The 17,514-nt window shown below is 49.2% G+C and carries 16 protein-coding genes; 14 read left to right on the top strand and 2 right to left on the bottom strand.

Features of this window, described 5'->3' with window-relative positions:
* The first annotated feature begins 8 nt into the window (after nucleotides 1–8).
* The 13 genes from FBQ74_RS01090 to FBQ74_RS01030 all read left to right on the top strand — a co-directional run bounded on the left by FBQ74_RS01090 (nucleotide 9) and on the right by FBQ74_RS01030 (nucleotide 13,649).
* Complete coding sequence (locus FBQ74_RS01090; protein WP_139754917.1) at nucleotides 9–959, top strand: IS30 family transposase; 951 nt, start codon at nucleotides 9–11, stop codon at nucleotides 957–959.
* 24 nt (nucleotides 960–983) lie between these two features.
* Complete coding sequence (locus FBQ74_RS01085) at nucleotides 984–1,226, top strand: TonB-dependent receptor (RefSeq protein WP_139754916.1); 243 nt, start codon at nucleotides 984–986, stop codon at nucleotides 1,224–1,226.
* A gap of 153 nt (nucleotides 1,227–1,379) precedes the next feature.
* Nucleotides 1,380–2,930, top strand: a complete 1,551-nt coding sequence (locus tag FBQ74_RS01080; protein WP_139754915.1) for a tryptophan halogenase family protein — start codon at nucleotides 1,380–1,382, stop codon at nucleotides 2,928–2,930.
* A 12-nt stretch (nucleotides 2,931–2,942) separates the two neighbouring features.
* Nucleotides 2,943–3,644, top strand: a complete 702-nt coding sequence (locus tag FBQ74_RS01075; RefSeq protein ID WP_139754914.1) for a SapC family protein — start codon at nucleotides 2,943–2,945, stop codon at nucleotides 3,642–3,644.
* A 1-nt stretch (nucleotide 3,645) separates the two neighbouring features.
* Nucleotides 3,646–4,647 (top strand): cupin-like domain-containing protein, encoded by a 1,002-nt coding sequence (locus FBQ74_RS01070; RefSeq protein WP_139754913.1) that lies wholly within the window; start codon nucleotides 3,646–3,648, stop codon nucleotides 4,645–4,647.
* 44 nt (nucleotides 4,648–4,691) lie between these two features.
* Entirely contained in the window at nucleotides 4,692–6,137 is a 1,446-nt protein-coding gene (locus tag FBQ74_RS01065) for a tryptophan halogenase family protein (RefSeq protein ID WP_269750718.1), read from the top strand.
* Between the two features lie 31 nt (nucleotides 6,138–6,168).
* Entirely contained in the window at nucleotides 6,169–7,524 is a 1,356-nt protein-coding gene (locus tag FBQ74_RS01060) for a GH1 family beta-glucosidase (RefSeq protein ID WP_139754911.1), read from the top strand.
* A gap of 19 nt (nucleotides 7,525–7,543) precedes the next feature.
* Entirely contained in the window at nucleotides 7,544–8,911 is a 1,368-nt protein-coding gene (locus FBQ74_RS01055) for a glycoside-pentoside-hexuronide (GPH):cation symporter (RefSeq protein ID WP_139757843.1), read from the top strand.
* An 18-nt stretch (nucleotides 8,912–8,929) separates the two neighbouring features.
* Complete coding sequence (locus tag FBQ74_RS01050; RefSeq protein WP_139754910.1) at nucleotides 8,930–9,931, top strand: LacI family DNA-binding transcriptional regulator; 1,002 nt, start codon at nucleotides 8,930–8,932, stop codon at nucleotides 9,929–9,931.
* 205 nt (nucleotides 9,932–10,136) lie between these two features.
* Complete coding sequence (locus tag FBQ74_RS01045) at nucleotides 10,137–12,104, top strand: BCCT family transporter (protein WP_139754909.1); 1,968 nt, start codon at nucleotides 10,137–10,139, stop codon at nucleotides 12,102–12,104.
* 99 nt (nucleotides 12,105–12,203) lie between these two features.
* Nucleotides 12,204–12,482, top strand: a complete 279-nt coding sequence (locus FBQ74_RS01040) for a PepSY domain-containing protein (protein WP_139754908.1) — start codon at nucleotides 12,204–12,206, stop codon at nucleotides 12,480–12,482.
* Complete coding sequence (locus FBQ74_RS01035; RefSeq protein WP_139754907.1) at nucleotides 12,482–13,012, top strand: cytochrome b/b6 domain-containing protein; 531 nt, start codon at nucleotides 12,482–12,484, stop codon at nucleotides 13,010–13,012. The genes FBQ74_RS01040 and FBQ74_RS01035 overlap by 1 nt, the downstream gene beginning before the upstream one ends.
* 94 nt (nucleotides 13,013–13,106) lie before the next feature.
* On the top strand, nucleotides 13,107–13,649 hold the full coding sequence (locus tag FBQ74_RS01030; protein ID WP_139754906.1) for a protein tyrosine phosphatase family protein: 543 nt from the start codon (nucleotides 13,107–13,109) through the stop codon (nucleotides 13,647–13,649).
* 68 nt (nucleotides 13,650–13,717) lie between these two features.
* On the opposite strand, the gene FBQ74_RS01025 is transcribed toward FBQ74_RS01030, so the two are convergent.
* Nucleotides 13,718–15,082 (bottom strand): alpha-amylase family protein, encoded by a 1,365-nt coding sequence (locus FBQ74_RS01025; protein ID WP_408641346.1) that lies wholly within the window; start codon nucleotides 15,080–15,082, stop codon nucleotides 13,718–13,720.
* Between the two features lie 282 nt (nucleotides 15,083–15,364).
* Complete coding sequence (locus tag FBQ74_RS01020) at nucleotides 15,365–16,423, bottom strand: SDR family oxidoreductase (protein ID WP_139754904.1); 1,059 nt, start codon at nucleotides 16,421–16,423, stop codon at nucleotides 15,365–15,367.
* 109 nt (nucleotides 16,424–16,532) lie between these two features.
* Between FBQ74_RS01020 and FBQ74_RS01015 the strand changes: the two genes are divergently transcribed.
* Nucleotides 16,533–17,474 (top strand): LysR family transcriptional regulator, encoded by a 942-nt coding sequence (locus FBQ74_RS01015; protein WP_139754903.1) that lies wholly within the window; start codon nucleotides 16,533–16,535, stop codon nucleotides 17,472–17,474.
* Nucleotides 17,475–17,514 lie beyond the last annotated feature (40 nt).

Here is a 17,514-nt window from a genome sequence, read left to right as displayed (position 1 = left end):
GTATTACCATGAGTTACAAGCAGTTGATCGAGGGACAACGATACCAGATTGAGGCCTACTTACGCGAGGGTTTCAGTTATCGGGAGATCGGAAAACGTCTGAGCGTGAGTCACAGCACAATCAGCCGGGAAGTAAATCGCAATAGAATTCGGGATAACCACTATTTGCCGGAAGTCGCTCAGGCAAAAGCACTGAAGCGCCGCAGCCAGGCCGCAAAGTTCAGGATATCTGAACTGACGATTACCTTTGTTGAGTTCGGGCTGAACCAGAAATGGAGCCCTGAGCAGATTGCTGGTGTAGGTAAAATCATCGGTCATCACGTCAGTCACGAATGGATTTATCGCTACGTCCAGCGTGATAAATTACGTGGCGGTAGGTTGTACAAACAGCTGCGCCAGAGTCACAGAAGGTATCGTAAAGGTGACCGTGCGAAGCGGATAATTATCCCGAATCGCGTTGGCATTGAGCATCGTCCCGCTATCGTGAACAAGAAAAAGCGGTTCGGTGACTGGGAAGCTGACACGGTTCTGGGCAAGCAAGGAACGGGCGCGATTGTTAGTTTAGTCGAGCGCAAAAGTAAGCTTTACCTGATACGCAAAGTGCCAGCGAAAAGCGCAGCAGACGTGGCCCGAGCCATGGTTGGGATGCTCTGGAAATATCGAGGTCATGTCCGAACAATCACAGCGGACAACGGCAGCGAATTCTGTGACCACGCGCTGGTCGCTGAGAAGCTCAAAACCAATATCTACTTCGCGAATCCGTACTCATCATGGGAACGCGGACTGAATGAGAACTTCAACGGTTTACTGCGCCAGTACATCCGGAAAGGCACCGATTTACGGACGGTATCGGATAGGCAAATTAGTGAAATAGAGCGGGCATTAAATGCCAGACCGAGAAAGTGCCTCGGCTTCAGGCAACCTGTTGCGGTATTCAATGAATTACGCAAGGCTGCCTAATTTAGCGAGTGGTGCACTTCGGAGTTGAATTCGCGCCTGGCAGCAACCGTTGATGGTAACGGTGGTCAGAACCCAACATATGTTGAAGCCTACGACCAGTTAGATGTTAACGTTCGCTATGCGGTTAACGAAAATCTGGAAGTGTTTGTTGAAGGTATCAACGTGACAGGTGAGTATCAGCGTTCTCACCAACGTCATCCGAATATGCTGGTTAACATCGCTGACGTAGAACCACGTTATAATATTGGTGTACGTTACGCGTTCTAATTAGCAGAACGTCTCTTAATGTGGCATCGTCGGTCTTCCGGCGATGCCCTTTAAGTAACGCTCAGTAAGTTACCCGATACCGGTAGTTTACTCAGCGTTATTTTTGTTTATGAATCCGGCGATTGCGATTCGTTATCATGTCAGGAGTTTACCGTGCATCAGTCTGACTCAGTTAATTCCATCATTGTGCTTGGCGGTGGTACTGCGGGCTGGCTGACGGCCGCCGTTATTGCTGCTGAACATGATATCGCCAAACGACAAGACCTGACTGTTACGGTAGTCGAATCGCCGCAGGTAAAAACATTAGGCGTGGGTGAAGGCACCTGGCCGACCATGCGCGACACCCTGCGCAGAGTTGGTATCAGTGAAACTGAATTTCTTGTCCGCTGCGATGCATCCTTCAAACAGGGCACTTGTTTTAAACAGTGGACCGGCACCAACGGTGATGACACCTACTACCATCCATTTGATTTACCTACGGGCTTTTTCGAATGTGATTTGGCTCACTGGTGGGCGGCGGAGCAACCTGAAACTGCCTTTGCAGATATGCTTTGCGCGCAGCCCGCTTTATGCTCTGCTTCAAAAGCGCCCAAACAACCTCAAACTCCCGCCTACGCGGCGGTAGCAAATTATGGTTATCACCTGGATGCCAGCAAATTCGCTGACATGTTACGTGAACACTGTGTTGACATTTTAGGTGTTAAACATATCAGCGCCCATGTGCAGGATATCCAACGCGACAAAGACAACTACCTCACAGCGCTGCGCACCGATGCGGGCGAAATCCATGGCGATCTGTTTATCGACTGCAGCGGTTTTGCAGCACGATTGATTGGCCAGCACTATGGCAGCGCCTTTAAAAGCGTCTCGCATGTACTGAAAAATGACACGGCAATGGCGGTCCAGGCACCCTATGCGGATGCTGGCTGTGACATCGCCTCTGCCACTGTATCTACCGCGCACCGCAATGGTTGGATTTGGGATATCGCCCTGCCCCATCGCAAAGGGGTGGGTTGTGTGTATAGCAGCGATTTCTGCAGTGACGATGAAGCAAAAGATACTCTGCTGTCATATCTTAAAAACGACACAGTCACCTCACCGGTGAGTGCTGATGCTATCAGAAAGATATCGTTTACGCCCGGTTACCGCGAAACACCGTGGATTAAAAATTGCGTTGCGGTTGGTACATCGGCAGGCTTTTTCGAGCCATTAGAGGCATCGGCGCTGGTGATGACAGAGTTAGCCGCTTTACATATCGCACGCCAGTTGCCTCAAAGCAGACAAGATATGGCCCCCGTTAGTCGCCAGTTTAATCGCAGCTTTGCCACTAAATGGCAGCGGATCATCGACTTTTTGAAACTGCATTATGTATTAAGTGCGCGTACCGACAGTGAATACTGGCGGGCAATGGGCAGCTTGGACAGTGCCTCTGATCAGCTACAAGACTGGCTGCATCTATGGCACAGGCGCCCAATAAACCAGCATGACTTTTTGTATCAGGATGAGGTTTTTCCTCAGGCCAGTTATTTATATATTCTGAACGGGATGGGCTTCGCTCAGTCAGCCCCTCACCGAAACAATGACGACACAAACCGGTTCATTCAGCAAAACGAAAAACGAAAGCAACAATTACTTGCGGGTTTGCCCTCAAACCGTGATTATCTGAATGCCCTCAATCAGTACCGGCATAAAAGCGCCGGGTAAACAGGAGTGACCATGGCAAATCATGTTCTGCTTAATAATGTTGAGCATAAAAACTTAAAAATCCGTCAGGTACATGGCGAAAAATATAATGAAGACCAAATGTGTGTACCTGTATTTCCCGCCGAGATGAGACTTGCGCAGGCACATTATCCGCTGATGTTTGCAAAAGACAAAGAGGGAAATTATCAGATGGTTGCGCTGCTGGGATTTGAGCAGGGCGAGAATTTGTTTTTAAACGGTGACGAGTGGATGGCAAGTTACAAGCCGCTGGTTATTGAGAAAGGTCCGTTTCTGATTGGCCGCAACGATCAGCAGCCTGACCAGCTTTCTATTCATATTGATATGGACGATGACAGAGTCAATGAGCAAGATGGCGAGTCGGTATTCCTTCCGCACGGTGGCACTACTGAATATACAGATAATATCAGTAATGTTTTAAGCGCGCTGCACGAAGGCCAGCAGGCGCATCAGACGTTCATTGAAAAATGCGAGTCCTTATCCCTTATCGAACCTTTTGTTCTTGATATCGATATGGAAGACTCAGGCACCCATCGCCTGGCTGGCTTTTTTACTATCAACGAAGACACTTTTGCCAACCTGACGAACGATCAAATTGTCGACCTGCGCAATGCTGACTGCCTTGAGTCGGTTTACATGATGCTGGCTTCGCTCTCGCAGTTGTCTTCACTTATTCGTAAGAAAAAAGCCGTTTGATATGCAACCTGTAGCCATCGCCCCCTGTCCGGATGAAAGCGAACTTCTGACACATTTGCGTCAACAGTCAACGCCGCAGGTAATGCGTGGCCTGGTGGCACAATGGCCGGTGGTAAAAGCCGCGGGTCAGTCCAACGAAGCGCTCGTTGATTATCTGGCCCGGTTTGATAACAGGACGGTGGTTGACAGCTTGCACCTGGATGCCAGATACGATGGCCGGATGTTTTATAATGAACAAATGGACGGCTTTAATTTTTCGCGCAAGCGCCAGCCGTTTATTACGGCATTGCATACATTGCTTGAGCGTCAGCATTCACCGGATGCGGATTCGCTCTACGTAGGTTCTACCAGTGTCGCACAATGCCTGCCGGGCTTTTTGACCGAAAACCCCATCGCGCTGGACGACGCCGAGCCGCTGGCAACGCTGTGGATAGGCAATAAAAGTCGTATTGCCGCACATTATGATGCGCCGGATAACCTAATCTGTGTTACGGCCGGTAAACGCAAAGTTACGTTGTTTCCGCCAGAACAGGTAGAGAATTTGTATGTTGGTCCGCTGCACATTACACCGGCCGGTCAGGCGGTCAGTCTGGTAGATTTCCATAAACCGGACTTCGAGAAGTTTCCACGTTTTTCACAGGCACTGGAACACGCGCAGACGGTTGAGCTACTTCCTGGTGATGCCCTCTTCATACCCTCTATGTGGTGGCACCACATAGAGGGGCAACAAAGTATGAACATGTTAGTAAACTTCTGGTGGCGCGACGCACCGGCGCATCTGGGAAGAAGTGAGAACGCGCTTTATCATGCGCTGTTAGCTTTAAAATCACTGCCTGATAAGGAACGTCAGGCGTGGCAATCTATGTTTAATTTTTATGTATTTGGTCAGGATCAGAACCGGTTTGACCATATTCCCGATGCGCTAAAAGGCCCGTTGGGCGAGCAAAGTGAGCAAACCCAAAGGCAATTTCGTGCCTGGCTGGCGAATCACTTAAAGCAGTAAAAGGTGAATAAAATGAATCAGGCTCAAAAAAAACCCGGGTAGTCATTGCCGGCGGTGGTACTGCAGGCTGGATGGCAGCTGCAGCGCTGACGCGTGTACTGAAAAACAAGGTTGATGTCACCCTGGTAGAAAGCTCAGAGATTGGAACGGTGGGCGTAGGTGAGGCAACTATCCCTACGCTGGTTTTCTTCCACAAGCTGCTCAAACTCAGTGAGCAGGAATTTATGTCTGAGACCAATGCTACCTATAAGCTGGGCATTAACTTTGAGAACTGGAAAGATCTTAATCATAGTTATTTGCACGCTTTTGGCGTGACAGGTAAAGATTGCTGGGCTGCGGGATTTCAGCATTTCTGGCTGCGCGGTCTGCAGGAAGGCCTAAGTGGTGACTTTGGCGATTACTGCCTGGAGCGACAGGCGGCCGAGGCTAACAAATTTGCCCATTTACCGAATAACGGTTTGAACTACGCTTACCACATTGATGCCACCAGCTATGCAAAATTTTTGCGCAAGCTATCTGAAAGAGAGGGCCTGACCCGCATCGATGCGAAGATTAATAATGTTAATCTGCGCCAGCAGGACGGCTTTATTGAAAGCCTGGATTTAGACAACGGACAGCGCATAGAGGGCGACTTTTTCATTGATTGCACCGGGTTCAAGGGGCTGCTTATCGAAAAAGCCATGCACACCGGATATGAAGACTGGTCGCACTGGTTGCCCTGCGATAGCGCTGTTGCTGTGCAAACCGAGTCGACCAGTGAGCCTTTACCTTACACCCGCTGCATAGCCCATGAAGCTGGCTGGCAGTGGCGTATTCCACTGCAACATCGTGTGGGTAACGGTATGGTTTATTGCAGTCAGTATCAATCTGATGATGAGACCATTGATAAGCTGCTGAGCAACATTGATGGAAAACCGCTTAACGACCCGCGTGTTATACATTTTAGAACCGGGCGGCGACGCAAACAGTGGAACCGCAACTGTCTGGCGCTGGGCCTTGCCAGTGGCTTTCTTGAGCCCCTTGAGTCCACCAGTATTCACCTGATTCAGCAAGGAATTGTACGTTTTCTTCGGATGTTCCCGGAAGCCGGCGTGGTGCAGGAAGATATCAATGAGTTTAATCAACAGGCTGATTTTGATATTGAACATATTCGCGATTTCATCATCTTGCATTATCATGTGACCAATCGAACCGATACCCCGTTCTGGCGCCATTGCCGACAGATGGATGTGCCGGCTTCGTTACGCCACAGAATCGACCTGTTCGTAAAAACCGGCCGGATATTCAGAGAAGGCAGCGAATTGTTTGATGACTCCTGGCAGCAGGTGATGATTGGTCAGGGTCTGATGCCGCAAAGTTACCATCCGATAGTCGATACAATGAGTCGCGATGAACTTGAGGCGCTATTGACGCAAATTACATCGCAAATCCGCCGGACGGTAGAAAAACTCCCCCCTCACGAGGAATATCTCAAGCGTTTCTGCCAATAGCAGCACGCAGAATGTATTGTCAGAGAGCAACATGAAATTATCTGTGCCTGCGGGCTCTATCTTCGCATCCCCCGATTTTACTATCGGAGTAGCTACTTCTTCCTTCCAGATTGAAGGCGCGGCAGACGCGCGGGAGGCCTCCATCTGGGATACTTTTTGTCGCCAGCCCGGTGCCATTGCTGATAACAGTAATGGTTTGGTGGCATGCGATCATGTAAATCGCTGGCAGGAAGATATGGCGCTGGTTGCCTCACTGAACGTGGATGCTTATCGGTTCTCAGTATCGTGGCCACGAATTATGCGCAATGATGGCAGCGTTAATCAGGATGGGCTGGCGTTTTACACGCAACTGCTGGACTTTCTGAACGCCCACAATATTAAAGCCTATGTAACGCTGTACCACTGGGATTTGCCTCAATACCTGGAAGATCGCGGAGGCTGGCTGAACCGGGATACCGCCCGTGAATTTGCCCGCTATGCTGAAGTGGTTGCAAAGGCGTTTGGCAACAGAGTTTATTCATATGCAACCCTGAACGAACCTTTTTGCAGCGCCTATCTCGGCTACGAAACGGGCGTCCATGCACCGGGTAAAGCAAGCCGGGCTTATTCGAAGAAAGCCGTTCATCATTTGTTGCTCGCCCATGGTCTGGCAATGCCCATACTGCGAAAGTGCGCACCGGACGCAGAATCAGGTATCGTTCTGAATTTTACACCTTACTATCCGGCCTCAGAAAGCCCGTCGGATAAGACCGCCGTTAAACTGGCCCATGCCCATCACAATGACTGGTATGTGCGGCCTCTGCTTACCGGTGAATATCCTGCCTTACTAGACGACTTACCCGAAGAAGAAAAACCGGAAATCGTATCGGGCGATATGCAAATTATCAGTGCTGAAAACGACTATCTTGGCGTGAACTACTATACCCGCGCAAAGGTCCGCCATGGTGATGACAGAGGTTTTGAAATACTTGAGCCCGCGTCGGAAGTGCAGACCACGGCTATGGGCTGGGAGGTCTACCCACAAGGCCTGACAGATTTGCTGTTGCAGCTTCATCGCGATTTTACCCTGCCTCCGGTATTAATTACTGAGAACGGAATGGCTTGTGATGACACCCTGATTGATGGCAAAGTAGAAGATGTAAAGCGCATCGAATATTTACAGAGCCATATGGGCGCAGTGGATCAAGCGGCCCGCGAAGGGGTGCATATTACCGGCTATTTTGTGTGGAGCCTGCTGGATAATTTTGAGTGGGCACTTGGTTATACTAAGCGGTTTGGCATTGTATATGTTGATTACCCCACCCAGCAGCGCACGTTAAAACAAAGCGCTAAAGCCCTCAGATCGATGCTCGCAACACGAAGTGCTCAGGCAGAGCTGCAGGATTAATAACGGCGGTATGACATTAATGGTAAGTGCTCGCGAAAAAATCGCATACGGACTGGGAGACACTGCCAGCAACTTTATTTTTCAGTCGGTCATGCTGTTTTTAACGTTCTACTATACCGATGTTGTCGGCATTCCCGCCGCTGCTGTAGGCACGATGTTTCTGGTTATCCGTGTCATGGATGCTATCACTGACCCACTAATGGGGTCGCTGGCCGATGCTACCCGAACCCGCTGGGGCGCTTACCGCCCCTATTTGATGTGGCTGGCACTGCCATTCGCACTGGCCAGTGTTCTGGCTTTCACCTCCCCGGAGGGCCTTAACGACAGCGGCAAGCTTGTCTACGCATACGCGACCTACGCATTTTTGATGCTGACCTATACTGCCATCAACATACCTTATTCCGCACTGGGCGGCGTCATGAGCGCCCAGGCCAGCGAGCGTGTTTCCATTCAGGCTTACCGTTTTGTTTTTGCGATGGTCGGCGGGCTCATTGTTACCGCGTTTATGTTGCCTCTGGTTGACTTGCTCGGTCAGGGAGACACCGCACGCGGCTATCAGTTAACCATGTTACTGATGGGCACCGTCGGCATGGTGCTGTTTCTGTTATGTTTTGCCGGCACCCGCGAGCGGGTTAAACCGGCAGAACCGAATATGCCCTCTCTGACTAAGCAAATCAGACTTTTATGGCGAAATGATCAGTGCCGGATTTTGTGTGCCGTAGCCATGTTAGTACTTACAGGCGTAGCGCTGCGCAATACCATGGCTATTTACTATGTGAAGTATGCCCTAGGATTGCCTGAGCTGGTTACCCCATTTATCACGGCAGGCATGCTGGGAAGCATTGTCGGCTGTGCGCTGGCAATCAAGTGTAGCCAGAAAATAGGCAAGGTGAGACTGTATATCTGGCTGCAGGTTGCCAGTGCGCTGATTTGTCTTTCAAATTTTTTTATACCGCTGGATGCCCCGAACGCCGCCATTACCTTGCAGTTTATCTGGGGCCTGGTCTTTCAGATGTCTACCCCGTTGTTGTGGGCAAAAATTGCGGATGTGGTTGATTATGGAGAGTTTAAAACCGGCGTGCGAATGACCGGTGTTACCTATTCAACCGTCGTCTTTTTTATTAAAGTAGGCCTGGCTACAGGCGGGGCGCTCGCAGGCTGGTTGCTGGCGCTATATAATTATCAGCCAGGAATCTCCAATACTCAGGTAGCGCAGGGAATTATTATGTCATTTTGCCTTGGTCCTGCGCTGGCTTCTTTAGCAGTGGCTTATCTGATGCGCGGATATGCACTGAACAACAACAGACTGGATGAAATTCAGCAGAAACTGGCATCCGGGGCGCAGTCCCCCTACCCTGAACGCCCGGTTTCCCACAGCCATGACTAATTCGCTGGACAGGACAATATGGTTACAATAAAACAGGTAAGTGAAAAAGCAGGTGTATCGTCTGCAACTGTATCCAGGGTGATTAACAACACTGACACCGTTAAGGAAAAGACGCGTCAGTTGGTACTTAATGCCATGGAAGAACTTGGCTACCGCCACAATGTTATCGCCGCCTCTCTGGCATCAAATAAAACCAATACCATCGGCTATGTGGTGCCTGAACTGCATGGTTCTTTCTTTGGGGCAATGGTAGCTGGCTCAGAGCACATATTACGCAAAGCAAACAAGCATATGTTTGTGGTGGCCGGGCACAGTGACGATAAGCTGGAACAAAACGAAATCGATGCTCTGTTAAGCCGTCGCTGTGATGCGCTGATTCTTCATGTTGAGGCGGTTAGTGATGATTACCTGATTCAGCTGGCAAAACAAAAAGTGCCTATGATTATTGTAAACCGCTACATTGAGGAAATAGGCGAACAGTGCATCAGTCTGGATAATGAGACGGGCGGTTATTTGGCAACTAGGCACCTGATTGATCAGGGGCATACAGAGATTGCGTATGCAGCCGGCGCGTTGTTCAAGGCGGATGGAATTAATCGTCTGAACGGGCATAAGCGTGCTCTTGAAGAGGCCGGTTTGCCGGTAGACGATTCGCTTATTGTGGAAGGTAATTTCCAGGCGCACTCCGGTGAAGCCTGTGTAAATGAATTACAGCGACGAAACGCCCACTACACGGCCATCGCATGCGGTAACGACGAAATGGCAACCGGTGCCATCAACGCGCTGAGAAATCTGGGTAAAAATGTTCCCGAAGATGTTTCTGTCATTGGGTTTGATAACATCGATTATGCCAGTTACCTGACTCCCAAATTAACGACTATCGATTATCCGGTAAGAGAAATTGGTGAAATGGCAGCGCGCTGGATCCTAAATCAGGCTTATGGCGATGCCCGCCAGTCACTGACCCATATCCTCTCCCCCGACCTCATCGTCAGAGGAACTACCCGGGCACACGCGTGACCCGGGGTGACGTCCCTCCGCGTCCGTATTTTCAAAATTAATTGCAATAAAAACAAATAGCGCTGTTTCTCGTTTCGTTGCGTAAGAAGCTGTGAATAGTCATATTGACCTTATCTTATACTAAGCGTCTTTGACGAAAAATAAGTGTCGCTAATAAGCCGTTGCGACCAGAAAATAATAATTCACGCTTAATTTCGGGGCTTTTATGCAAAATAGCAAACCGCAGGGAAAACTCAATCCACCCGTATTTTACACCGCCATCTCACTGATTGGCGTGTTGGTCCTTCTGACCAGTCTGATGCCGAATCAGGCAGAAAACTGGTTCAATAGCTTACAATCAGGGATTGTACAGAATGCCAGCTGGTTCTATGTACTTACTGTTGCGCTGATTTTGATCGCCGTTGTGTATCTTGGGCTATCCCGGTTTGGCGATATCAAGCTGGGGCCTGATCATTCCACCCCGGATTACGGCTATATTACCTGGTTTGCTATGCTGTTTTCAGCGGGTATGGGGATAGGCCTCATGTTCTTTGGTGTCGCCGAACCAGTGATGCACTTTATGAGCCCGCCCGTGGGTGACGGTGAAAACGTTGAGGCTGCACGCCAGGCTATGAAACTGACCTTCTTCCACTGGGGTCTGCATGCATGGGCAATTTATGCGGTCGTGGCGCTGATTCTTGCGTTTTTCAGTTATCGACACGGCCTGCCGCTCACCCTGCGTTCTGCATTATACCCTCTCATCGGCGATAAAATTTATGGCCCTATCGGTCATGCTGTCGATATTTTCGCGGTTATCGGTACCGTTTTCGGTGTTGCTACGTCTTTGGGCTATGGTGTGCTGCAGGTTAACTCCGGGCTTAATTATTTATTTGACGTGCCTGTGGTAACCATCACTCAGATAGTTCTTATTATTGGCGTCACGTTACTGGCTATTATCTCGGTCACTACTGGTCTTGATAAAGGCATCCGAAGGCTGTCCGAGCTCAACATGGGCCTTGCGGTCATTTTGCTTCTGGTTATTCTGATTCTTGGCCCGACCGTATACCTGTTACAAACCTTTGTGCAGAACACCGGTGGATATGCCGCAGATTTAGTCAGAAATACATTCAACCTGTTTGCCTATGAAAAAACAGACTGGCTGGGTGGCTGGACCATTCTGTACTGGGGTTGGTGGATGTCATGGGCACCGTTTGTAGGCTTGTTTATCGCGCGTGTTTCAAGAGGCCGTACAATTCGCGAATTTGCCATGGGTGTGCTGTTTATTCCCAGCGGCTTTACATTGTTATGGATGACGGTATTCGGTAACTCTGCTATCGATTTGATCATGAACCAGGGGGTGGCGAGCCTGGCAGACGCTGTCGCCCAGGACGAGGCTATATCCCTGTTTGCGTTTCTGGAAAACTTTCCCTTTTCCAGCGTATTGTCATTCATCGGTACGTGTATGGTCATCGTATTCTTTGTAACCTCATCAGATTCCGGATCGATGGTCGTCGATATGCTTTGTTCTAACGGCAGTGACAATACGCCGTTATGGCAACGTATCTTCTGGGCGAGCGCTGAAGGTGTTGTTGCAGCGGTACTTCTGTTAGCTGGCGGGCTGGGCGCACTGCAGACCATGACCATCGCCAGCGCGCTGCCCTTTGCGGTAGTGCTACTGGTTGCAACGTACGGCCTGATTAAAGCGTTACGGGTCGATGTTGTTAAACGGGAAAGCTTACAGATGAACATGCGCCCTTCGACTGTTGGCAACCCGGATGAGTCTTCATGGGAAAAACGTCTTGCCAGTATTCTGGACCACCCGGATAAGAAGAATGTTAACGACTATATCAACACGGTTGTTAAAGAAGCCATGGAGCAGGTTAAAAAGCAACTGGCTAAGCATGATGTTGAGGCCGGTGTAGAAGAGGTGAAGTCGGGGCGTTTTATTTTATCTGTCCCGCTGGAAGAAGCCTATGATTTTCACTATGAGGTTCGCCGGTATTCTTACGACAGGCCAGCTTATGGTCAGGATGATGATGACGACGAGGCTGAAGACGTTTACTACCGGGCCGAGGTGCACCTCAAAGAAGGGGGTCAGGATTACGATATTATGGGCTGGCCCAAAGAAGCAGTGATCCATGACATCGTGGAACACTATCAAAAGCATATGCACTTTTTGCACTCCATCAGGTAGCGTGTGAAAAGTCATGCGCAGTAGATTCATCGCTTTTGTACTTATGACGGGAGCATAGGCTTTACGTCAATACCCTAGAAACCTTATAAGGATGATACAATGAAAAAGTTATGTTCACTGGCGCTTGTCGGCGCAGCTATTACTTTAGGCGGTTGTGGAGTGAGTTCCGATCCGCAGTGTACGACGCAGGCTAAAGACACCTGGATGGATGAGAATGAATTCCAGAACCAGTTGAAAGACGAAGGTTATACCATTGATAAGTTCGAAGTGACTGACGGTCAGTGTTACGAAATCTATGGCAAAGATGCCAATGGTAAGAATGTAGAAATCTACTTCAACCCGGTAAATGGTGAGGTAGTCAAAGAGGAAAATGACTAGTGCCTGAGCAAAGAGTTTATGTCTGGAGCCTGTTAGTTCGTGTTGTACACTGGGCGCTGGTCTTACTCTTTGCTTTTAATTACTTCATACTTTCACCGGGCGGCGATATACACGAGTGGGTCGGCTATGCAGCCATCTTCAGTGTGCTTGTCCGGTGCTGGTATGGTTTTAAAAGCCGTGGCTTTGCCCGGTTCTCTCGAAGGGCGTTCAGCAAAGCGTCGTTTCATTCGCACTTTTCCCATCTGAAACAGCGCAACATACCCGCACGCACCGGCCATAACCCGTTTGGCTGGATGATGGTCTATGCGGTATTTTGTGCCTTCGCAGTTTTAGCTACAACAGGATTTTTGCTTGAGGAAACGGATTACTTCTTTGGTAGCAGCGAGCTTGAATTTATTCACTCAGTCACTGCGGATACCCTTTTTGTACTGGCCTGCATTCATATTGCCGCGGTAATAATTACGAGCATCGTAGGACGGCGTAATCTTATTCAGGCAATGATCACGGGCTATCGCTATATAAAAAGGTGATAACTGCCTGATACACATCCGGATACATTTTTATTTCGCACTTAAGATGCTTACCGGTTAGTATAAAAATCAAACTTCTCTGCGAACCCCACTCATGAAAAAAATGGTTTATTTACTCATGCTGGCATCTCTGTCTGTCAGCTCGGTTGTATTTGCACATGGCGGTGCACATGAGCACGAAATGCCTGAAGGTCAGACACTTGAAACCCTCGAAAATCTTCGTACCGATGGCCCGACAATGATGAGCTCAGGGTTGCCGTCTGAAAAGCAGTTCGAGTTACTACAGGATGAGGGCGTGCACACCGTAATCGATTTGATTCCCGGTGACAGAAGCAAAGAAAAAGGTATTGTTACCGAACTGGGAATGACCTATCACAATATTCCTGTGGACTGGGAAAACCCCACAGTTCAAAATTTTGCGGATTACGTGGATGTTATGGATTCCGCTCCGCAAGCAGATAAGGGCAAAGTGCTCACCCATTGCAGAAAGAACTGGCGCGGCGCCGTTTTTACCTATTTATACCAGGTTACGCAGTTAGATGTTCCTGAAGCCCAGGCCAGAGCTGCACTGGAAAAGACCTGGCAGCCTAATGAAACCTGGCAAAAATTTATCAAGCGTACCAAAGCAGAGTTTTAATTTCTGCCAGACACGTCGGATGAAATAAACCGCTGCACTGTAAAACAGTTGCAGCGGTCGTCATACAGCTATTCCATCAGCCACATTCTGGCTGAACGGCCCGGCACATAGAAGTTGTGCCACTGGCTGGAAATGTACTGTACATCTGAAGACAGTGTGTCGCGGTAATTACGATACCACCACAGGCCTTCTGCGTTGGTATCCACCCAAATATCCTGACCGGCATCACATTTGTTGATACCAACTACGCCTACATGCTCCCGCTTGAACAGTAAAAAGCAATCGCTGTAGTTGATCACTTCCATACTGCGGCCTTGCGTCTGGTTATGGAAGGTAATCATATTTTCTATATCAGTACGGTTATAGAGCCCATCCCAGCGCCCATCCCCGCTTTCGTTATGATCTGAATACATCAGAGGTACGCCACCATCACGCCCCAGAACATAGGCATTAGCCAGCTTTTCATCAGCAGGATCCAGCAACTGATAGCGAAACCCGTCATTTAGCGGGATATCGTGTGTCACACTAAACGTGATGGCCTGATCGCCTGGTAACGCCTGACCATAAGCGCCCGGGTCGACCAGCGCGTTCATCGAACCACCGTAGCTAAATGCACTACGGATTTGCGCAAAGAGCGGAAAGTCATAGGCATCGTGCCCGGTCTGGCTGATATACGGTGCCAGGAAGTTATCATAGTCGCCACTGCCAGCCCCGCCGGTAGTGATTATTTCACCAAAGACGTGAGTGCCCTGCTTGATGTTGTCTGTGAAGACCTGATTGATGTGATAGTTAGTCATGTGTTTTGCGGCATCAACCCGAAATCCAGTGACACCGAAAGATTTAAGCGCCTGCAAATACTGTTGCTGCTTTTCTACAACCCAGTTATTCGGGTCTAAATCTGGCAGACCTGTGTCCGGCGGCGCGCCACACAATCGGTTGTACTGCACATCACCGACATCATTATAGTTACTGATACATTGCGGCCCGTCGGGGTCGTAGGTGCCGTGAAAGTCATTCCCTGAAAACAGACCGTTACTGACATCACCGAATATCGTGATGCTGTCGTAATACGCATCGCTGGCAGCATATTCATTAAGTACTGCTGTCCCCGGATAGTTTAAATCACTGCGCTGGGCCGACTCGTTAGCCATATGATTAAAAACGATGTCAGCGTAAGTTTCTACACCCTGCGCTTTTAGCGCCTGAACCATTGCTTTGAAGTCGTCAGTATCACCCAGAGGATTATCTATTACCCGATAATCCTGCGGCTGATAGCGCGCCCACCATGCACTGCCGGTGGACTTATACGCTGGCGATACCAACACTTTTTTATAGCCTAAATCAGCTATTTCCTGCGCTTTGGCAGCCACTTCATCATACTGCCAGTTGAAAGCGTGAAGAATGACATCAGCCTGCGCTGCTGATGAGAGCATAGCGCCTGATACTGCCAGGCCGGTTAGCGTTTTTCGAAGAAAACGTTGGGTAGATGACTTGTGCATGTATGACCTCATTATTAAATGAAACATAATGTTTACATTTGAGAATCATTTTATAAACATATTGCATACGTATTCATGTAAACCGAATCGAACAAAAAAGCCCCGCAAATGCGGGGCTGCTTTTAATCATACAGCTGTATTTTCCCAGTGCTTATGCACTGAATATGTTTGCTACTTTGTGAGCAACGTCAGACCATTTAATTAACTCCCCTCATATCAGGGAATAATTTTCTCTGCCCGCAACCGTTCAAAAAGATTAAAAAAAGCACCACGTGTTTCACGAAATCCATCAAAGCCAAAGTCGCGGGATTTGGTGGTATCGTTGACACACTCTTGTTCCCGTCCTAAATCAGCATCCGTGTGCCACCAGGATGCCAACCGGGTCACATCTGGCTCAACAAGATCATGCTTTTGAGCAATATCACGCCACGTCGAATCGATATCAGCCATTTGGCTCTCAAGCGGCTCGGGTGTTTCAGGGCACGGGGCTACGTCCAGGCCGAAATATTCACCAATCTCCTGCCACATGCGACGCCAGCGGAAAACATCTCCGTTTACCGTATTAAATGCCTGATTTGCAGCACCTGGCATCGTAGCAGCCCATTCTATCTGGCGGGCCAGTAGTCCGGCGTCAGTCATATCGGTAAGTGCGTTCCATTGCGTTTTAGAGCCCGGGAAGGTGAACGCCCGCCCTGTCGCTTTACAAATAGATGCATAAACCGCAATTGTGGTACCCATGTTCATCAAATTGCCCCTGGCGTAGCCAATCACCGTGTGAGGCCGATGAACATTCCAGGTAAAGTTGTGCTGCCTGGCTGCTTCAAAAAGTACATCTTCCAGCGCATAGTAAAAGTTGTCGCCTGGTACCCGCGGTTCAGATTCACGAAATGGTGTTTCAATCCTTCCACTACCGTAGGTCTCAAACGACCCGAGATACTGCTTGGTGCCTGTTACCAGTGAGGCATGTTTGATGTTATCGCTATCGAGCGCATTAAACAGGTTTCGCATCATCGTACTGTTCGCCGATACATTCTCTTTTTCTGTATCACGACGAACCCAGGTGCAGTAGAACACATGCGATACAGATAAACCTGCCAGCGCTTTTTGCGTTGCCTCACTATCCAGCAAATCAGCATTTACAGGAATAATCCCTGCTTGAGCTGAGCCACTTCGTGACAGGCCATAGACCGTCCAGCCTTTTGTTACCAGATAGGACGCAAGGTTTCCCCCTGTTAAGCCCGTCGCGCCAACAACAAGTGCAGTACCTTTTTGCACAGCCTTTCTCCTTTTGTATTGAGAACTGAAGATACATAAAGCGTAGTGACCATGATAAGTTGCTACAATCGTAATTATTGCAAATGTCTATTGCACTAGGCGCAACTCTATGAATATTAATACGTTGGATTTAAATGCACTACGCGTGTTTGAGCGAGTTGCCGCTACCGGCAGCTTTACTGCTGCTGCGCGCCATTTTCATCGCGCGGTTTCATCTGTTTCTCGCCAAATTGGCAGCCTGGAGGAATCCGTTGGGCAACCGCTTCTGTACCGGCACACACGCGCCGTTGCGCTGACTGAAGCGGGGATGCGGTACTATCAGGAGGTGCGCGATATTCTTGAACGGCTGGACCTTGCGACCGAGGCACTGGCACACCCGAGTCCTGAGCCTAGTGGTCTGTTGAGGATCAACGCCCCTACTGCGTTTGGCCAGCGACAGATTGTGCCGCTGCTGCATGCATTTCAGAACCGTTACCCTGCTATCAACGCTGAGCTGTTACTGAGCGACCAGATAATAGATCCTATGCGTGGAGGACATGATGTTACTTTTCGGGTAGGTGATCTTGCTGACTCTTCGCTTATAGGTCGCCGCCTGGCACCGATGAATTATATAGTGGCTGCTTCACCTGGTTACCTGAACAACCACTCCCGGCCTGAAAAGCCCGAAGATCTTATATCTCACAATTGCTTGTTGTATCAGGGCGAACTGGGACGTCAGCGCTGGTACTTTCAAAGTCCGGATGAGACAACACCCACACCTTATGACGTTACCGGTAACCTTTACAGCAACGATCCGGAAAGTCTGGTCAGGGCAGCGTTGCTGGGTCAGGGCATTGTGTTATTTCCGACCTGGCTGATAGCCGCAGAGCTTGCCCAGGGAACCCTTGTTCCTTTGCTTGAAAAATGGCGAGCAGAAGTGGTTGACGGACATCGCGATCTTTACGTACTCACACCTCAGCGAAGTCTGGGCGTGCAAAAGGTCAGTGCTTTTATGACCTTTTTGTTCGATGCTGTAACGCCAGTTGCCCCATGGGATAACTGGCGAGAATAATTTTTAATTAACGGAAGTCTCATTTCAAAAGCTAATTAAG

It is taken from the genome of Salinimonas iocasae (assembly GCF_006228385.1).
Taxonomy (GTDB): Bacteria; Pseudomonadota; Gammaproteobacteria; order Enterobacterales; family Alteromonadaceae; genus Alteromonas; species Alteromonas iocasae.
The sequence above is the reverse complement of the archived record's forward strand: the minus strand, read 5'-3'. Positions and strand labels throughout refer to the sequence as shown.